This is a genomic window from Corynebacterium gallinarum, from assembly GCF_014837045.1.
GTDB lineage: Bacteria > Actinomycetota > Actinomycetes > Mycobacteriales > Mycobacteriaceae > Corynebacterium > Corynebacterium gallinarum.
This window is the reverse complement of the sequence record NZ_JACSPR010000002.1, coordinates 185,262-202,744: the sequence shown is the minus strand read 5'-3', so window position 1 is coordinate 202,744 and position 17,483 is coordinate 185,262. Positions and strand designations below refer to the sequence as shown.

The following is a 17,483-nucleotide window of genomic DNA, read 5'->3' as shown; positions in this document are numbered from 1 at the left end:
ACATGGACATCAGAAAAGCTATCGACACCACACCGATGAGTGGTTTCCAGTGGTACATCGTCGGGTTGGCCACCTTCCTCAACGCCCTTGACGGCTATGACGTCCTGGCCATGGCCTTCACCGCCAATGCGGTGTCCGGGGAATTCGGACTCAACGGCAGTCAGCTGGGTCTGCTGCTCAGCGCGGGTCTGGTCGGCATGGCCATGGGTTCGCTGATTCTCGGCCCGTTCGCGGACAAGCTGGGGCGCCGACGCATCCTGATCATCTCCCTGCTCATCAACCTGGTGGGTCTGGCACTATCAGCCACCGCCGGTTCCTCGACGGAACTGGCGATCTGGCGGGTGGTCACCGGCATCGGCATCGGTGGCATCCTGGCCACGGTCACGGTGATCACCAGTGAGTACTCGAACAACAAGAACCGTGGCATGGCGGTGAGCATCTACACCGCCGGGTACGGACTGGGCGCGACACTGGGCGGACTGCTGGCGGCCCGCCTGATCCCGGAATTCGGATGGCGGTCGGTCTTCCTCGCCGGCGCTGCAGCCACCCTGGCCAGCCTCATCCTCGTCGTGGTGAGCATCCCCGAATCGGTTGATTACCTGCGCGTGAAGCGCCCGGCGGGTGCGGAGGAGAAGGCCCTGAAGATCGCCCGACGCATCGGCAAGCCCGACACCCTTGGTCTGGGCACCGTGAATCCCGCGGATTCCGCCCAGGTGAAGCTGTCCGACCTGCTCTCGGGTCCGTTCAAGGTGACCACCCTCAAGTTGTGGGCTGCGTTCTTCTTCATCATGTTCGGGTTCTACTTCGCCAACTCCTGGACCCCCAAGCTGCTCGTGGAATCGGGCATGACGGAGAACCAGGGCATCATCGGTGGCCTCGCACTGACACTGGGTGGCACGTTCGGTTCCCTGATCTACGGTGTGATCACCACCCGCTTCAACTCCCGTCACACACTCATGGTGTTCACGGTGCTGTCGGCACTGACCCTGGTTGTCTTCATCACCACCACCTCCATCCCGATGCTCGCCTTCGGCAGTGGTGTCCTGGTGGGCATGCTCATCAACGGCTGTGTGGCCGGTCTGTACACCGTCACCCCGGCGGCCTACCCCTCCGCTCTCCGGACCACCGGCGTGGGCTGGGGCATCGGGATCGGCCGCTTCGGCGCCATCTTTGCACCCATCACCGTCGGAGCGCTTCTCGACGCCGGATGGACCCCGCCTTCCCTCTACGCCGCGGTTGCCGTGGTCGTGGTGCTGGCAGCGGTGGCACTCATCGGAATCCGCCCCTACCTGGGCGCCGAGCAGAAAATCGCGGTGAAAACCGCACAGAACGAAGCTGTCCCCACCCCCTGATATCCCACGGTGAAGCCCACCTGCTGATGAGATCCATCAGCAGGTGGGCTTTGTTTTCTGCCTTCCGTTAACCGGGGCGGGGTGGGTCGTCGACAAGCTCCCTAGACGAGGTAGACGCTGATCAGGGTCATGGATACGACCGCGCCGACCAGGTAGTTCAACCAGAGGAAGACCTTCCAGCCGCGGTTGGCGCTCTCGCAGGTGTCATCGGTGATGTTCCAGAAACGGCCCGAGTTGAGCACGTAGGTCAACGCGGCGATGCCGACGATCCACGCGGGCGAGGGCAGCAGGAACACCAGGGCGGCGGCCGCGAGGTAGAGCACGGTGGCCAGTCGCGCGGCACCGCGGGCACCCATGGCGGTAGCGATGGAGGCCAGGCCGGCCTCGCGGTCGGCACGCACATCCTGCACCGCGCCGAGGATCTGGCTGGCCATGCCCCAGAGGAAGAACGACCCCAGGGCGAGCCACATCGCGGTGGAGATATCGGCGCCCGTGATGGTCGCACCGACCAGCGCCGGGGAGGTGAAGTGGGTGGAGGAGGTGATCGCATCCAGCAGCGGACGCTCCTTGAACCGCAGGCCCGCCGCGGAATACGCGATGACCGCGAACACGGAGATGGTCAACCACAGTGCGGACATCCAGGTGCCGGCGGCGTAGAGCACCACCAGGAAGGGGATGGTGGTGATCGCCGAGGCCCACAGCAGGGTGGGGTGGTATTTCTTGGGCACCACGGCGCCTTCAACACCACCCTTGCGGGGGTTGCGGATGTCGGATTCATAGTCGAAGACATCATTGATCCCGTACATCGCGATGTTGTAGGGGATGAGGAAGAAGACCACGCCCACCCAGAACAGCCAGTCCATGCTGCCGCCACCCAGCAGGTAGGCCAGGCCGTAGGGGAAGGCGGTGTTGACCCAGCTGATGGGGCGGGAGGAGGAGAACACCACACGGATTGTGTCCATCACGGTTATTTATGCTCTTTCGGCGTCAGAAGATGTGTCTGCGGTGGTGTTGTTCCTGCGCCACAGTGTGCCCGGCAACCAGATCGCGGGGATCAGCAGGGCCGAGAACAGTGGATAGAAGAGGTCCTCGATCGGGATGAGCCCGATCCAGATCCCTAAGTGCTGGGTGTCGCCGTAACCGAAGAAGTCAGCCCACACCATGATGTTGTCGAAGATGATCGTCAACACGAACAGGATGAGGGTGGTCAACAGGGTGACCGTGGTGATCTTCCTGGTGCCGTTGGCCCGCTTGAGCACGAAGGCCACCAGCGCGAACACCAGGAAGGGGATACTCATCAGGACATAGGTCATGCTCGGGCCTCCCCGGTGGTTGCGCCGGCGTCGGCGGGCTTAGTTGTAGCCCCCCGCTGCTCGGGCAGCGGGGTTTTCAACACCAGGCTCACCGCGGAGGTCAGATTCAGGGTGAGGTAGCACAGGAAGAACAGGAAGAACAGCTCCTCAATCGGCATGTGGGGAGCTAAGTCGATGCCCGTCATATAGGGGGAATCACCGCGGTAGAAGGTGCCGGTGACAATACCGAGCACATCCCACAGCAGGAATCCCACATAGGTGACACCGATCGCCAGGGCGGCACGGGGTGCGTTGCGGAAGAAGCCGAGCTTCCACCGGTGGTCACACAACACCATGCAGCCGATGAAGACGATCAGCGAACCCAGGTAGATGAAGGACATCAGGAAATCAGTCACGTATTTACCCTACTGATCGGGCAGCATTGGGCACCGGCTCCGGCAGGGGGCCGGGGGTGGTGTCCGCGTGGAGACGCTTGAGGATATTCTCCGCCGAGATCAGGCACATGGGGATACCCACGCCCGGCACGGTGGTGGCACCGGCGTAGAAGAGGGTATCGATCTTGCGTGACTTGTTGCGCCCCCGCAGGAACGCGGACTGCGCCAGGGTGTGCGCCGGGCCCAGCGCGCTGCCGAGCCAGGAGTGGTAGCGGCGCTCGAAGTCGGCCGGGCCGAGGGTGCGCTTGACGACGATCCGCTCCCTCAGGTCCTCGATGCCGGCCTGGGCCGCGATCTGGTCGATGGCGTGGTCGGCGATGGCCTCCACCGCCGCGGAGGCCTCCGGCAGGTAGGCATCCCCGTGGCCGATGCTGCTGGTGGCCTTGGTGGGCACGAGGATGAACAGGTTCTCATGCCCCTCCGGTGCCACACCGTCTTCGGAGGCGGACGGCATGGAGACGTAGATCGACTCCGAGGCATTGGAGGGACGGGTGGTCTGAGGGCCGTCGAAGACCACGGCGAAGTCATCGGTCCAGTCCTCGCTGAAGAACAGGTTGTGGTGGTCCAGCTGCTCCAGTTTTCCCTCCACACCCAGGTAGACCAGCACCGCACCGATGCCCGGGTTGCGGGTGGACCAGTAGCGCTCGGGGTAGGTGCGCAGCTTCTTGGGCAGGAGGTTGTTCTCCGTGTGGTGGAGATCGCCCGCGGAGACCACGATGTCCGCCGGGATCTTCTCCAGTGCACCGTCATGCAGGATGCTGACATCGGTGGTGATGGTCTTGCCACCGACCTTGGCGGTGTTGATGGAGACGGCCTCGGTGGACAGACGGAAGTTCACCCCGTGCTCGGTGGCCAGCTTGTGCAGCGCGTTGACCACCGCCGTGAACCCGCCGATCGGGTATTTCACACCCTGCACCAGGTCGGTGTGGCTCATCAGGTGGTACATCGAGGGGGTGCCCTCGGGGCGGGAGGAGAGGAACACCGCCGGGTAGGTGAGGACCTGGCGCAGGATGGGGTTCTCGAACTGGCTGTTGACATAGGACTCGAGGGAACGGGTCAGCAGGGAGGCCAGGCGTCCGGCGCGGCTGAGCACATCCTTGTGCAGCAGGGGACCGAGCTCGGAGAAGGTGTTGTAGAGGAAGCGGTCGATGGCGATGTTATAGGCATCCTCCGCGCCGTCGAGATAGGTGAGTAGTTTCGCGCCGGCACCGGGTTCGATGGACTCGAAGAGCGCGGCGGCCTCCTCACGGCCGGTCGGTACATCCACCTTGGTCGTGTCACCGGAGAACACCCGGTAGGCCGGGGTCAGATCGACCAGCTCCAGGTGGTCCTCGGTCTTTGTGCCGAACAGGGCGAAGAAGTGGTCGAAGGCCTCGGGCATGAGGTACCAGGATGGTCCGGTGTCCCAGCGGAAACCGTCGAAACCGTCGATCTCGAGGGAACCGGCGCGGCCACCCACGTCGGCATTCTTCTCTACCACGGTGACATCCCAGCCGTCGCGGGCCAGGAGGGCGGCGGTGGCCAGTCCTGCCACGCCGGCGCCGATGACTACTGCCGAACCGACCTTGTTGTTTCCGGTCATGCCTGCTGCCTCTTTCTGTAGACGCTCATGGACAGGCCCTTCAGGGTGGCCCTGCCCAGGATCATGAGTTTGGTGGTGATGGGGATGCTGATGCGTTCTTCCAGCAGTGTTGCCGCTGGTGTCTCTTCGATCCGGTCGGTGAGACCCTCAAACAACAGGGCCGCTGCGATCACACCGATCCGCGCCTGCACCGGCAGCGCCGGGTAGGAACGTTCGGCGGTATCCAGATCCGCCCGGATATCAGTGATGAGCTGCTGTTTCTGCGGTTCCGTCAGTGCCCCGGCCGTGGTGCCGGGGAAGTAGGTGCGCCCCAGCTCCTGCTGATCCTCAGCCAGATCGCGCAGGAAGTTGATCTTCTGGAAGGCGGCACCCAGGGCACGTGCGCCCTCCCGCATCTGCTGCTGGCGGGTGGCACTGACCGGCCGGCCCTGGTTGAACACGCTCAGGCACAACAGGCCGATGACCTCGGCGGAGCCGTAGACATAGGCCTCGAAACTGCCCGGGTCGTGTTCACTGGCGGTCAGGTCCCGGCGCATGGAGGCGAAGAACGCCACCACGTGCTCCTCCTGGAAATCGCAGCGCCGGGCGGTATCGCCATAGGCCTGGAGGACCAGGTCGGTGTGGAAGTGCTGCGCGGGCGCGGCGAGAACGGCGGCCTCGTAGTCGTCGAGAAGCCTCCCCAGCTCGGCTGGGGTGTACCCGGCGGCCAGCGCGGTGCCGTCGACGATCTCGTCGGCGATGCGCACCACCGAGTAGAGATTGCGGATATCCCGTCGGATCTGCGGCGACAGCATCAGGGTGGACATGCTGAAACTGGTGGAATACCGCTTGATCACCTGGTGGGAGGCCTTGACCGCCACCCGGTTGTAGAGCCCCAGTGCACTGTTGAGAAAGGATGCCGACCGGTTGGTCAGCTGGTGCTGCGTCATGCCTCTACAAGCTCCTCGGTGCGGGGGTCGTTGGTGGCGCGTGCCTTGTTGGCGGCCACGGAATCCTCATGCTTCTGGGAAGCAAGTTTAGACGGCCACCAGACCTTCGGCCCGATATCGTAGAACAACGCCGGCACCAGGAAGGCACGGACCAGGAAGGTGTCGATGAGCACACCGAAGGCCACGATGAAGGCGATCTGCGCGAGGAACAGGATCGGGATGACATACAGCGCCGCGAAGGTGGAGGCCAGGACCAGACCGGCGGAGGTGATGACACCACCGGTGACAGCCAGACCACGCAGGATGCCCTCCCTCGTGCCGTGTCTGACGGTCTCCTCACGCACGCGGGTGGCCAGGAAGATGTTGTAGTCGATGCCCAGGGCCACCAGGAACACGAAACCGTAGAGCGGGACGGCCGGGTCCGCGCCGGGGAAGTTGAACACGTTGTTGAACAGCAGCGCGGAGACGCCGATGGCGGTGCCGAAGGAGATCACCGTGGTGATGATGAGCAGCACCGGGGCCACGATGGACCGCAGCAGGAGCATGAGAATCACCAGGATCACCACCAGCACGATCGGGATGATCAGGGTGCGGTCATGGATGGAGGCCTCATTGGTGTCCAGGGCGGTGGCGGTCACACCACCGACCAGGGCATCGATGTTCTCCTCGGCGAAGGTGGCGCGCAGGTCGCGGATACTGTTCTGTGCCTCCTGGGAATCCGGTGCATCGACCAGGGTGGCCTGGATCAGGACCTGGCCGTCCACCACGGTCGGGGCAGGCGCGGGGCCGGGGCCCATGGGTGCGATCCCGTCCGCGGTGAGGGGCGCGGAACCGGCGGGGGATTCGGTGCTGGAGACGGTGATGCCGTCGAAGCTGTCATCGGAGAGCAGGGCATCGGCGACCTGCTGCAGGTTGGACTCATCGGTGAGCACATAGGCGGGGCTGCCGGCACCGCCCGGGAAGTGCTCGCCCAGGGCTTCCTGACCGTCGCGGGCCTCGGAGGCACCGAGGATGAGGTCGGACTGGGAGACACCGTCAGCCTTGAGGGTTGGCACGAAGGCGGCGCCGGCGAGCAGGACGATGAGGGTGGAGATCCAGATGGCGCGGGGATGGTTCTTCACCAGGCGTGCCACCTTGGTCCAGATACCCTTGGACGGCATGCCACCCTCCGCACGGACCACCTCGGGTTCATAGGCGGGGCGTTTCGGCCAGAAGGCCGCCCGACCGAACACAAACAGCAGCGCCGGCAGGAGGGTCAGGGCCGCCAGCATGGCGAAGATGATGCCGATGGAGGCCACCGGCCCCAGGGTGGAGTTGGATTTCAGGTCACTGAACAGCAGGCACAGCAGACCGGCGATGACCGTGCTGCCCGAGGCCAGCACCGGTTCGACGGTGGCGCGGATGGCCTTGAGGGTGGCCGTGGCCTTGTCCCGGTACTTGCGCAGTTCCTCGCGGTAACGGGCGACATACAGCAGTGAGTAGTCGGTGGCCGCGCCGATGACCAGGATGAACAGGATGCCCTGGGTCTGTCCGGACAGCAGCAGGATCTCCCACTTGGCCAGCCACCACACCACCAGCAGCGCGGCGGTCAGGGCGAAGAGACTGGTGGCCAGCACGGCGATCGGCAGGATGAAGGAACGGTAGACAACCACCAGGATCACCAGCACCGCGGCGAGCGCGACCGCCAGCAGCAGCCCGTCGATACCGGCGAACGCCGCCCCGAGGTCAGCGCTGAACCCGGCCGGTCCGGTGACGTAGGTGGTCACGTTGTCCGGCGTCTGCCCACTCAACGTCTCAGAGAGCTTGTCGACGACATCCGCCAGCTCCGCGCCACTGTCAATGGGTACGAACGCCTGGACCGCCAGACCGTCCTCAGATGGGATGGCGGGGGAGACATCCTCACCAACACCCTCCAGATCGGTCAATCCGGCGACCACCGTATTGAGTTCACCGATCTCCTGCTCGGTCAGTGGTTCATCACCGACCATGACCACCACTGCCGGGATGGAATCGGAGTCGCTGAATTCACCAATCAGCTGCTGCACCTGCGTGGCATCGGAGGATTCCGGCAGGTAGGAGGTCTGGTCATTGGAGGAGACCTCACCGACCTTGCCGAAGTAGGGTCCACCGACCCCGGCGGCGGCGAGCCAGACCAGGATCAGGACCGCGGGGAGAAGAATCCGCACCCAGCGCGCGGGCCCGGATTTCTGGGGTTTCTCGGCCCGTGCCGGGTTGGGGGGTGTGGTGATGCGGGTAGACATGGTGGTCGCTTTCGTTTCACGAGGGGTGGGTGAAGGATGCGGGTGATCAGGACCGGCGGTTGTCCAGCTGATCAACCTGGGTGAGCAGCAGGTCGATGACCTCGCGGTTCAGACTGGAACGCAGCTCTTCGATGGAGGCGCGACAGGTGTCCAGGTGGTGCCTGACGGTGTCGCGGGAGTACTCCTCCGCGCCACACCGGATGAGCAGGTCCCGGATATGCTCGCCCTGTTCGGTGGTGAGATCGGCGTTGTTGAAGTTGACCTCGATGTCCTTCCAGTACCGGGTGGCGCGGGCGAATCCGATGATGGTGGTTTCCTTGCCCTCCCGGAGGTCGGAGAAGGAGTCCTTGCCGTGTTCCGCCGCCTCACCGAAGGTGGAGAGGTAGTCATCCTGGAGCTGGTACGCGGTGCCCAGGTGGGTGCCGATCACCCCGACCCTGCGCTCGTCCTCCTCCGATAACCCGGCGAGGATGGCCGCGGCACGTAAGGGGAGTTCGAAGGTATAGGTGGCTGTCTTCAGCCGGCTCATCTCCAGGGCGGTGCTGATATCGGGTGTGATTGCCCTGCTGCTGAGTCCGACGTCGAGGAATTCCCCGACCAGGCTGTCGTTCATGGTGTGTTCGAGCAGGTCCAGCAGGCGCAGGCGGACGGGGTGGGGGAGATCCACGCGGGCGAAGACCTGGTGGGTGGCGGCCAGGAAGAGATTGCCGATAAGGATGCCGTTGGAGCATGCCCAGTGCAGATGCTCCGGGTCCGGACCCCTGTCGGAGAAATTGTCCGGGTCGCGTTGTTTGAGGATCTGGCCGATGAAGTTCAGCTTGCCGCGGCGGTAGAGATCACCGTCGATGACATCATCGTGCACCAGGAAGGAGAAATGCAGCAGTTCCGTGGCCACGGCGATCTGTAGTGCAGCGTCGTGGTTGGTTCGGCCGGTTGCCCCTTTCGTCATGGTGCGGTGGGTGCCCAGGAGCATGCGGGGGCGGATCAGCTTGCCTCCGCGCAGTGCCTGGAATGCGGTGTCGAGGCAGGACCGGAAGTCCGGTCCGTAGTCCCTGCACCGGTCGGACAGGGAGGAGAAGGTTCGATTGAGTTCCCGGTAGATCTCCTCGTTGACGTCGAAGCCCGGGGGAGCCGACTGCTCTGTTGTCAGTGTCATGCCGTTGTCCATTTCGAATATCGCCCTGTCAGTACCTGTCAGTTACGCCACCACGTCACCCGCGACGACTGTTCTGTGTTCGGCGGAGAAAATAGCCGTCCAACAACGATGGTGTGAGCAAGTATACCTGCATCACCGACAATAGTATCTTAAAGGTTAATGTTTTCAAGTTGTAACAGTATCTGACATTGAAAGAAAAAGGCGTTATCATTGATCTATGCAGGAATCCGAAAACAAACACGGGGACGAGTCGCCACTCAACAATCTCTATGATGTGAAATCCAGCGACCCGCGCAGCGAGCTGATTGACCGTTCAGACGTGTCACCAGCTGATGTCGCCCAGATCGGGCGGTTGATGAAGGCGCTGGCCAATCTCCGTGACACCGAGCGGGCGGTCGCTGCGGCCGCCTCGCGGTACATGGCGCTCAGTGCGCAGGACATGCGTGCCCTGCATTATCTAATGGTGGCGGGCAATGCCGGCCAGCTGGTGACCCCGGGCATGCTGGGAGCCCACCTGAGTCTGTCGCCGGCGTCGGTGACCAAGATGCTCAACCGCCTGGAGAAGGGGGAGCATATCATCCGAAAGGTTCACCCAATTGACCGTCGGGCGTTCGCCCTGGAGGTCACTCCGGCCACCCGTGCCGAGGCCATGGAGACCCTGGGGAAGCACCAGGCGCGTCGCTTTGAATCGGCCAAGCGTCTCACCAGTGAGGAGCGTGAGGTGGTCATCCGGTTCCTGGAGGATATGGCCAATGAGCTCTCCCTTTCTAATGCCTCCTGGGCTGAGGGTGATGCGGATTCACGCGCTGCTGCACCGCCGGCTGCCCAGGGTGCCAAGTCTGGCTAGTGGCGTAAAACGTTTCAGGCCCCAGGGGGAGTGATCCTCCTGGGGCCTGTTTTGTTTCCCGGTGGTTTCTACAGGGTGCAGAGTGGTGCCACGTCGGTCTTGCCACCGGCTGCCGGCACGGTCACGAAGGCGCATGACCACCAGCCGCGGTCCTCGGTGATGTTGCGGACCTTGGTCCAGTCCTCGGCGCTCAGGTCCGGGGTGCGGGACAGGACGAAACCGGACAGGCGGTTGGGGCTGCCCACAATCGCCAGGGAGTAGTCATCCTCCAGGTAGGTCACGCGGTAGTTGGGCTCGCCACCCTCGGTCTGGAAGGGCACGCCCCCGAAGGTGACCTTGAGGGAGGCGTCGGAACGCACTGTTGCCTTGCCCTCGATGACGGACGGGCCGAACGGGGTGCCACACGAGTTGACCACGGAGATGGTGTTCTCGTCGATCACGCCGTACTGCGCGGTGGTGTCATGGGAGCACTGCAGGGTGTAGGGCTGCGGGATGGCCGCGACCTGGTACCACGTGCCCTGGTAGCGCTCGAGGTCCACCTTCTGGTCGATCTCCGGCAGGGCCTGGCTCTCCGGGGTGGAACTGAGGTTGGCGATCTGGGATGAGCCGCCGGCAAGGCGACCACCGTCGAAGACGTCCTGGGCCTGGGCCGTGCTGGCCCCGGTGATGGAGAGCGCGGACAACAGGGCTGCGATGGTGAGTTTTCTGGACAGGCGCATGAAGAACTCCCTTTCTTTTTGTTTATATTATCTCAGAAGTTAATACTTCTTGAAGTGTACTACAAACCGGTTTAGTTCGGCATGTCTCTGCAAAGATGCACCTCAGGGCATTGTCCTGAGCCCCACCACCGAAAATCCCTATACTCGCGCCCATGAACAGCCACATCCAGCCCACCCTCACCTACCGCGCCCGCCATCCACAACGCCGCGTCCTGGTCACCGGGGCCACCGGTTATGTCGGTGGTCGCCTCGTCACCGAACTACTCGCCGCCGGTTTCACCGTGCGCGCCACCTCCCGTCGCAAAGAGAGCCTGGAACGATTCGACTGGCACAGCGAGGTGGAGATGGTCGAGGCCGACCTCACCGAACCCGCCGATCTGGATGCCCTCTTCGAGGACGTGGATGTGGCCTTCTACCTCGTACACTCCATGGGCGGCAAGGACGTCGACTTCGAGGAGCAGGAGCGCCGCACCGCGGAGAATGTCGCCGGTGCCGCCGACCGCGCCGGGGTGAAACAGATGATCTACCTGTCCGGCCTGCACCCCCGCGACCGTGACCTGGAGGACCTGTCCAAACACATGCGCTCGCGCGAACGGGTGGCGCAGATCCTGCTGAACAGTGACACCCCCGCACTGATCCTGCGGGCAGCCACCCTCATCGGTTCCGGTTCGGCCTCCTTCGAGATGATCCGCCACCTCACCGAACGCCTGCCCATCATGACTGCACCGCAGTGGATCACCAATCAGATTGAACCGCTGGCCATCCGTGACACCCTGCACTACCTGGTCTCGGCGGCGGATCTGGATGAACCGGTGAATCAGGCCTGTGACATCGGCTGCGGTGAATCCTATGAATTCGCCGATCTGCTGCGCATCTACGCCGATGTGCGCGGGTTAAAGCGACGGGTGCATTCCATTCCGCTCAATCTTCCCATGGACAGGCTGAGCGGATTCTGGATCAGCCTGGTCACCCCGGTGCCCTTCCAGCTCACCTTCCCCCTGGCGCAGTCCATGGCAGAGGATGCCGTCACCGAGGAGCACAGCATCAAGGACATCATCCCGGATCCCCCGGGAGGGCTCATCGGTTACCGCAAGGCTGTGGAACTCGCCCTGGCCGCCGAGGGTGACCGCGGTGTACCCACCTCCTGGGACCGCAGCTGGACAGGCTTCGGTGACACCCCGGAGGATGGCGTGCCCGCCTGGGCCAGCCACCCCACCGATCCCGAGTGGGCGGGTAAAACCCTCTACGAGGATGTCCGCACCGAGACCACCGACCTCACCGCGGCACAGGTCTGGCCGATCATCGAGGGGCTCGGTGGGCCCAACGGATGGTATTCCGCACCGCTGCTGTGGCGTCTGCGGGGTGTCGCGGACCGCCTCATCGGCGGACCGGGCCTGGGCGGACGACGTGATCCCCGCACCCTCAAGGCCGGTGACCGGCTCGACTGGTGGCGGGTCACGGAGGTCTCACCGCCCAACCGGTTGGTGCTCACCGCGGAGATGAAGGTCGACGGCAACGCCTGGCTGGTCTTCGAGGTCGAGGACAATGAGGACGGCGGTTCCACCTACACCCAGCGCGCACTGTTTGAACCCAAGGGGTTGCAGGGATACCTCTACTGGTGGGTGGTCTCACCGTTCCACTCGGTGATTTTCCCCTTCATGCGCCGCAATATCCTCAAGGCGGCCCGCGACGGGGTGGATTCGGTTACTTAACCGCCTCATAGGCATCCAGGGCCTCCCGCCGGGAATCCTTCAGATCCACGATCGGGGCGGGGTAATCGGGGGTGCCGTACTCCGGGATCCAGCGTCGGATATACGTCTCGTCCGGATCGAATTTCTTGGCTTGGGTCTCGGGGTTGAAGATCCGGAAATACGGGGAGGCGTCATCGCCGCTGCCCGCGGCCCACTGCCAGTTGAAGGCGTTGGAGGCGGGGTCGGCATCCACGAGGGTCTCCCAGAACCATTCCTCGCCGTGGCGCCAGTGGATCTGCAGATTCTTGGTGAGGAAACTGGCCACCACCATGCGGGAACGGTTGTGCATGGAACCGGTGGCCCACAGTTCCCGCATGCCGGCATCCACCAGCGGGATGCCGGTGCGCCCGGCGCGCCAGGCCGCCAGGGCCACGTGGAACTCGTCGGAGGAGGTGGGGGACAGGGGGTGGCAGCCGTCGACAAGCCGGGTGGCCTCGTGTTCATCCCACGCCCAGCCGAAACGGTTGAACTGCTCGCGGACGTTGGTGGTGGCCATGTCGGGCAGGGCGTAGAGGCGGTGCCAGGCGAAATCGCGCCACAGCAGTTCCTTGCGGAACACCTGGGCATCGGTGCCGTCGATGTCGCCCGCGTCCGCGGCCGCCGTGATCTCCGCCCACACCCGGTGCACGCTGATCTCACCGAACCGCAGGTGGGGGGACAGGCCACTGGTAACCGCACGGGCCATCTCATCGCGGCCGTCGGCATAGCCGCCGCGTTCACGCATCAGGTCGAGGAAATCCCCGAGGCGGTCCAGGGCGGCCTGCTCACCGGGGTGGCAGTGGGTGGCCATCTCCGCAGCCCAGAACGGCTCGGGTGCCGGGGCCCACCCGCTTTCTGCCACCGGGGTGTCGGGGCCACTCAGGTGCGCGGGCATCGGATCACCCAGCCGGGCGGCGGACTCCTCTGCCAGGGGGAAAGCGGCCTTGGAGAATGGGGTGTAGACCTTGTACCCGGTGCCGGCGCCACTGGTGATCTCCCACGGTTCGGTGAGGAGGAACCCGGCGTGACTGTGCACCTCCAGCCCCTGTTCCCGCAGTTGCGTCTTGATCTCAGCGTCCACCTCGCGCAGCGGCCCGTGGTAGCGGCGGTTCCAGGTCACCGCGTCAGCTCCGGTTTCCCGGGCCACCTCAGCGACGACGACCACCGGATCGCCGGAGCGCCGCAGGAGGGGAACCCCGTGGGTGGCCAGGGCGTCGACAAGCATCCCGAGGCTGCGCTCACGCCACCAGCGTGCCGCACCACCCAGGGGGCGGGGCTGGTCCTCGTCGATGAACAGGCCGATCACCGGCCCGCGGCCGGCGGCCCAGGTGAGGGCGGCATTGTCACGGATGCGGAGATCATCGCGCAACCAGACGATGGTGGGGGACGCGGTTGGGGTGCTCATGGATACCGAGTCTAAAATAAACCGCGCGGGCACTCCCGCCGCACCCACCTCCATGTGTAGACATTCTGTGTAGAAAGCCCGGGTCACAATGCCCTCCCCACGCCGCACACTCACCGTCGTCGTCCCCTGTCTCAATGATGCGGACCTACTCCGCGACTGCCTCGCCTCGATCAACGCCCAGACCGTGACACCGGATGAGATCATCGTGGTGGACAACGGCAGCACCGATGATTCCGTCCGTGTGGCCGAGGCAGCCGGCGCGACCGTCATCCGCGAACCGCGCCGCGGCATCACCTGGGCGAGCGCCGCCGGGTACAACGCCGCAGGTGGCGACGTGATCGTGCGTATCGACGCCGACTGCACCCTGCCTGTCGACTACCTCGCCCGGGTCCACGCCATCTGGGATCAGGCGGAACAGGACCCCACCCGGACCGTGGTTGCCCTGACCGGCGTCGGATCCTTCCAACTCCCGGGACGACTCGGGCGGTGGAGCGCCAACCTCTACCTGGGTGCCTACCGCTGGGCCTCGAAACAGGCACTCGGACACTATCCGATCTTCGGCTCCAACTGCTCACTGAGCAGGACCTGGTGGGGGGCAGTCCGCGATGACATCGACCTGGCCAACACCTTCGTGCACGAGGACATGTACTTCTCCTTCTTCGTCCGCCCGCACGAAACCGTGTGGTTCCAACGCGACCTGACGGTGATGATGGACCCGCGCGCCCTCTTCGGGGTACGGCAGCTGTGGACCCGCGTGGCACGCGGTTTCCACACCGTCCGCTCAGCGTGGGAACGCGAGCCCGTCTACGTCCGCCTCGTGCGCCGCGGGCTTGTCGACGCCTCCATCGTCCCCCAACGCCTACTACCGGCGGATCTGCAGGCCTGATACCCGGGGTCTGCTTGGGGTCGGCTTGGGGTCGGGCCGGGGTCGGGCCGGTGTCGCCCCGGTGTCGCCCCGGTGTCGCCTGGCCAGGGCGCGGCGGGCACAATGGTGGGCATGAACCACGCCGCACCTGAGCCCCACGAGGGCATGAATCCCGTCTCACCGAAACTGACCACGGCCCGGTACCTCGGCACCCTGCCGTGGTGGGTGCTGATCGCGGTTGGTTTCGCGGCAGCCGGTTTCTGGGGCAGTCCGTGGTTTCACATCGGCACCGGCGTGGCCGTGGTGATGCTGATCTGGCAGGCGTGGCTCATTCCCCAGCAGGTCAGGAGACTGGGCTGGCTGGAGACCGAGGACGAACTCCTGCTCACCCGCGGCAAACTCTGGCACACCTACACCGTGATCCCCTACGGGCGCATCCAGTTCGTCGATGTCACCGCCGGGCCCATTGAACGCGCCCTGGGGATGAAGACGGTCAAACTCAACACCGCCTCCGCCACCACCGACTCCTCGGTGAAGGGCCTGCCCGCCGACGTCGCCGATGCCCTGCGCGACCGCCTCGCCATCAAGGCCCGGGAGAGGATGAGTGGACTGTGACTACTGCTCAGACCGCCGCTGAACATACCGATGGTTTTCGTCGGGTCCACCCTCTCACCCCGCTGCTCCGCTTCTGGACACTCATCCTCGCCGTGTTCGCCGGCCTGGTCCTCAACCTCAACCTGTCCTCCCTGCAGGCGATCTGGAGTGTGCTGAGAGAGGACACCGACCTCGCCATCTGGCCCCTGGTGGCCTCCATCGGCGGATTCGTGCTGGCCTGCGGACTGATCTGGCTGCTGTCACGGATCTGGTGGAAGGCCACCGGATTCCGCCTGACCGACGAGGAGATCCAACACCGGCGCGGCGTGCTCAACACCCAGCTGCGTACCGCCCGCTACGACCGCATCCAGGCCGTTGACCTCGTGGAATCGGTGATTGCCCGCATCTTCCGCGTCGCCGCCGTGCGCGTGGAGACCGCCGGTGGCACCAACTCCGTCATCGAGATCGCCTTCCTCAAACGCGCCGAGGCCGAGGAGCTGCGCCGACAACTCATCGACACCACCCACGCCCGGCGGGCTGAGTCGCAGCCGGTGCAGGAGGGTTTCGGGTTATCGGAGATCGGCTCACCCCGGGTCATGGAGACACCGGTTGGCACCGGGAGGCAGGTGGTGCCCTCCATCCCCATCATGCGCACCCTGGGCAGCACCGCGTTGTCCCTCAACACCGTCATCACGGTGCTGGCGCTGCTGATCATTGTCTTCACCCCGCTGGGGATCACCGCCCTGGTGCCGGTTCTCGTGGGTCTGGTTCCCTCGGTGTGGAACCTCATCGACAAGTCATGGAAATTCCAGGCTGATCTCGCGGGCGACATCCTCAACGTGTCCTACGGGCTCGCTGATCGACGCCGCCAGTCGATCCCCCTCGGCCGCATCCACGGGGTGTCCATGACCCAGCCGCTGTTGTGGCGCCTGTTCGGGTGGTGGACGGTATCGGTGTCGGTCGCCGGTTACGGCGTGGACACCAAACAGGGCGGCACCACCCGTCTGCTGCCGGTGGGGACGAAGGACCTGGCGCTCCACCTCGTGGAGGTGGTCGGCCCATTGGACGACGGGGAGCTTGAAACCTACGCCGACCCCACCCGCATCACCCGACCCACCTACACCAGTCCACCGCAGGCCACGTGGGTCTCACCCGTGGACAGGAAACAGCAGGGCGTCACGCTGGTGGGTGAGGCCGGTGGCGTTGGCGCCGATACCGCCCCGCGCGCCGTGATCGTCCACTCCGGCCGGTTCTACCACCGCATGGCACTCATCGATGTCAGCCATATCCAGGAACTCACCCTCAAACGCGGTCCCATCCAGAAGCTGCTGAACTTGAGCACCGTGAGACTCAACCTGGTGCCCGGCCCGGTGTCCATGCAGGGCAGCGACCTCACCTATGCCGATGGGATGGAGCTGCTCACCGTGCTGCGGCGCAGGTCCCTGCCGGAGCTGACCGGCCCGGGGCCTGACGGGGAAAACCGCGCCGGGACCGTGGGTTACGATTAGCGACATGCACATCTCAGATCTTCCCGACAAGACCCAGGACTATCTGAAGACCATCTGGGACATCACCGACCGCAACGGCGGACACCCCGCCACCCTCGGTGAGATCGCGGAGATCCTCGAACAGAAAACCCCCACCGCATCCGAGGCGATCAAACGCCTGGCCACCCGCGACCTGGTACACCATGAGCGCTACTCCGGTGTCACCCTCACACCCACCGGCCAGGCACTCGCCCTGGAGATGGTGCGCCGCCACCGTCTGCTGGAAACCTTCCTCCATGACGTGCTCGGTTACACCTGGGATGAGGTCCACGAGGACGCTGACCTGCTGGAGCACGCCGCCTCAGACCGGCTCATCGCGCGCATCGACGCCCACCTCGGCCACCCGCGCCGCGACCCCCACGGCGATCCCATCCCCACCGCCGAAGGGCTTATCGACGACCTCGGCCACACCACCCTCGCCACCACCGCACCCGGTGCCACGGTCACCATCACCCGCGTCCAGGACATCGACCCCGAACTGCTGCGCTACCTCGCCGAACACGACGTGATCCCGGGATCCCGGATCACCATTGCGAGGGAACCCTTCGCCGGCATCGTCGAAGCAGTGGTTGAGGAGACCGGGCAGCGCTTCCCCCTCGCAGTCACCCAGCTGCCCCTGATCACCGTGCAGGTGTAGGCAGGTCCGCGGCGTTCACCACTCCAACCACGGCATCAGTACTGATGTCTGTGATGCGATGTCGGGGTCAGACAGGCCACCCGCATAACCCAGAGATCCTGTCCCCAGAAAG

General features: G+C 64.7%; 16 protein-coding genes. 7 read left to right on the top strand and 9 right to left on the bottom strand.

Annotated elements, in window-relative coordinates:
• Positions 1-2: 2 nt before the first annotated feature.
• Positions 3-1,352, top strand: coding sequence for an MFS transporter (locus H9627_RS03485; protein WP_191732642.1), 1,350 nt, complete (start codon positions 3-5; stop codon positions 1,350-1,352).
• Between the two features lie 101 nt (positions 1,353-1,453).
• Here the strand turns inward: H9627_RS03485 and H9627_RS03480 are convergent, their stop codons facing one another.
• The 7 genes from H9627_RS03480 to H9627_RS03450 all read right to left on the bottom strand — a co-directional run bounded on the left by H9627_RS03480 (position 1,454) and on the right by H9627_RS03450 (position 9,039).
• Entirely contained in the window at positions 1,454-2,314 is an 861-nt protein-coding gene (locus tag H9627_RS03480) for a prenyltransferase (RefSeq protein WP_225213435.1), read from the bottom strand.
• 9 nt (positions 2,315-2,323) lie between these two features.
• Complete coding sequence (locus H9627_RS03475; protein WP_191732640.1) at positions 2,324-2,665, bottom strand: lycopene cyclase domain-containing protein; 342 nt, start codon at positions 2,663-2,665, stop codon at positions 2,324-2,326.
• The gene (locus H9627_RS03470) at positions 2,662-3,045 is read right to left on the bottom strand and encodes a lycopene cyclase domain-containing protein (RefSeq protein WP_191732857.1); all 384 of its coding nucleotides are present in this window, start codon (positions 3,043-3,045) and stop codon (positions 2,662-2,664) included. The genes H9627_RS03475 and H9627_RS03470 overlap by 4 nt, the downstream gene beginning before the upstream one ends.
• Positions 3,046-3,064: 19 nt before the next feature.
• Positions 3,065-4,681, bottom strand: a complete 1,617-nt coding sequence (locus H9627_RS03465) for a phytoene desaturase (protein ID WP_191732639.1) — start codon at positions 4,679-4,681, stop codon at positions 3,065-3,067.
• Positions 4,678-5,610, bottom strand: coding sequence for a phytoene/squalene synthase family protein (locus tag H9627_RS03460; RefSeq protein WP_191732638.1), 933 nt, complete (start codon positions 5,608-5,610; stop codon positions 4,678-4,680). The genes H9627_RS03465 and H9627_RS03460 overlap by 4 nt, the downstream gene beginning before the upstream one ends.
• Positions 5,607-7,796 (bottom strand): MMPL family transporter, encoded by a 2,190-nt coding sequence (locus H9627_RS03455; protein ID WP_318247756.1) that lies wholly within the window; start codon positions 7,794-7,796, stop codon positions 5,607-5,609. The genes H9627_RS03460 and H9627_RS03455 overlap by 4 nt, the downstream gene beginning before the upstream one ends.
• A 121-nt stretch (positions 7,797-7,917) precedes the next feature.
• Positions 7,918-9,039: a polyprenyl synthetase family protein gene (locus H9627_RS03450; RefSeq protein ID WP_191732636.1), complete on the bottom strand. Its 1,122-nt coding sequence runs from the start codon at positions 9,037-9,039 to the stop codon at positions 7,918-7,920.
• 205 nt (positions 9,040-9,244) lie between these two features.
• Here H9627_RS03450 and H9627_RS03445 point away from each other — a divergent pair, with 205 nt between their 5' ends.
• Entirely contained in the window at positions 9,245-9,874 is a 630-nt protein-coding gene (locus tag H9627_RS03445; protein WP_191732635.1) for a MarR family winged helix-turn-helix transcriptional regulator, read from the top strand.
• A gap of 68 nt (positions 9,875-9,942) precedes the next feature.
• Here H9627_RS03445 and H9627_RS03440 read toward each other — a convergent pair whose 3' ends face one another.
• Positions 9,943-10,593: a lipocalin family protein gene (locus H9627_RS03440; RefSeq protein WP_191732634.1), complete on the bottom strand. Its 651-nt coding sequence runs from the start codon at positions 10,591-10,593 to the stop codon at positions 9,943-9,945.
• Positions 10,594-10,745: 152 nt separating this feature from the next.
• Between H9627_RS03440 and H9627_RS03435 the strand changes: the two genes are divergently transcribed.
• Positions 10,746-12,305: an SDR family oxidoreductase gene (locus H9627_RS03435; protein ID WP_191732633.1), complete on the top strand. Its 1,560-nt coding sequence runs from the start codon at positions 10,746-10,748 to the stop codon at positions 12,303-12,305.
• Here H9627_RS03435 and H9627_RS03430 read toward each other — a convergent pair.
• The gene (locus H9627_RS03430) at positions 12,298-13,728 is read right to left on the bottom strand and encodes a cryptochrome/photolyase family protein (RefSeq protein WP_191732632.1); all 1,431 of its coding nucleotides are present in this window, start codon (positions 13,726-13,728) and stop codon (positions 12,298-12,300) included. The genes H9627_RS03435 and H9627_RS03430 overlap by 8 nt on opposite strands.
• A gap of 88 nt (positions 13,729-13,816) precedes the next feature.
• Between H9627_RS03430 and H9627_RS03425 the strand changes: the two genes are divergently transcribed.
• From H9627_RS03425 to H9627_RS03410, 4 genes are all read left to right on the top strand, one after another.
• Positions 13,817-14,614: a glycosyltransferase family 2 protein gene (locus H9627_RS03425; protein ID WP_191732631.1), complete on the top strand. Its 798-nt coding sequence runs from the start codon at positions 13,817-13,819 to the stop codon at positions 14,612-14,614.
• Positions 14,615-14,758: 144 nt separating this feature from the next.
• Entirely contained in the window at positions 14,759-15,208 is a 450-nt protein-coding gene (locus H9627_RS03420) for a PH domain-containing protein (RefSeq protein ID WP_191732856.1), read from the top strand.
• Positions 15,205-16,695: a PH domain-containing protein gene (locus tag H9627_RS03415; RefSeq protein ID WP_191732630.1), complete on the top strand. Its 1,491-nt coding sequence runs from the start codon at positions 15,205-15,207 to the stop codon at positions 16,693-16,695. Before H9627_RS03420 ends, H9627_RS03415 begins: the two co-directional genes overlap by 4 nt.
• 4 nt (positions 16,696-16,699) lie before the next feature.
• Positions 16,700-17,371: a metal-dependent transcriptional regulator gene (locus H9627_RS03410; RefSeq protein WP_191732629.1), complete on the top strand. Its 672-nt coding sequence runs from the start codon at positions 16,700-16,702 to the stop codon at positions 17,369-17,371.
• Positions 17,372-17,483 lie beyond the last annotated feature (112 nt).

Excerpts from the sequence above, each read along its gene's own strand:
- H9627_RS03485 (WP_191732642.1), top strand. The coding sequence starts at position 3 with ATGGACATCAGAAAAGCTATCGACACCACACCGATGAGTGGTTTCCAG.
- H9627_RS03480 (WP_225213435.1), bottom strand. The coding sequence starts at position 2,314 with ATGGACACAATCCGTGTGGTGTTCTCCTCCTCCCGCCCCATCAGCTGG.
- H9627_RS03475 (WP_191732640.1), bottom strand. The coding sequence starts at position 2,665 with ATGACCTATGTCCTGATGAGTATCCCCTTCCTGGTGTTCGCGCTGGTG.
- H9627_RS03470 (WP_191732857.1), bottom strand. The coding sequence starts at position 3,045 with ATGTCCTTCATCTACCTGGGTTCGCTGATCGTCTTCATCGGCTGCATG.
- H9627_RS03465 (WP_191732639.1), bottom strand. The coding sequence starts at position 4,681 with ATGACCGGAAACAACAAGGTCGGTTCGGCAGTAGTCATCGGCGCCGGC.
- H9627_RS03460 (WP_191732638.1), bottom strand. The coding sequence starts at position 5,610 with ATGACGCAGCACCAGCTGACCAACCGGTCGGCATCCTTTCTCAACAGT.
- H9627_RS03450 (WP_191732636.1), bottom strand. The coding sequence starts at position 9,039 with ATGGACAACGGCATGACACTGACAACAGAGCAGTCGGCTCCCCCGGGC.
- H9627_RS03445 (WP_191732635.1), top strand. The coding sequence starts at position 9,245 with ATGCAGGAATCCGAAAACAAACACGGGGACGAGTCGCCACTCAACAAT.
- H9627_RS03440 (WP_191732634.1), bottom strand. The coding sequence starts at position 10,593 with ATGCGCCTGTCCAGAAAACTCACCATCGCAGCCCTGTTGTCCGCGCTC.
- H9627_RS03435 (WP_191732633.1), top strand. The coding sequence starts at position 10,746 with ATGAACAGCCACATCCAGCCCACCCTCACCTACCGCGCCCGCCATCCA.
- H9627_RS03430 (WP_191732632.1), bottom strand. The coding sequence starts at position 13,728 with ATGAGCACCCCAACCGCGTCCCCCACCATCGTCTGGTTGCGCGATGAT.
- H9627_RS03425 (WP_191732631.1), top strand. The coding sequence starts at position 13,817 with ATGCCCTCCCCACGCCGCACACTCACCGTCGTCGTCCCCTGTCTCAAT.
- H9627_RS03420 (WP_191732856.1), top strand. The coding sequence starts at position 14,759 with ATGAATCCCGTCTCACCGAAACTGACCACGGCCCGGTACCTCGGCACC.
- H9627_RS03410 (WP_191732629.1), top strand. The coding sequence starts at position 16,700 with ATGCACATCTCAGATCTTCCCGACAAGACCCAGGACTATCTGAAGACC.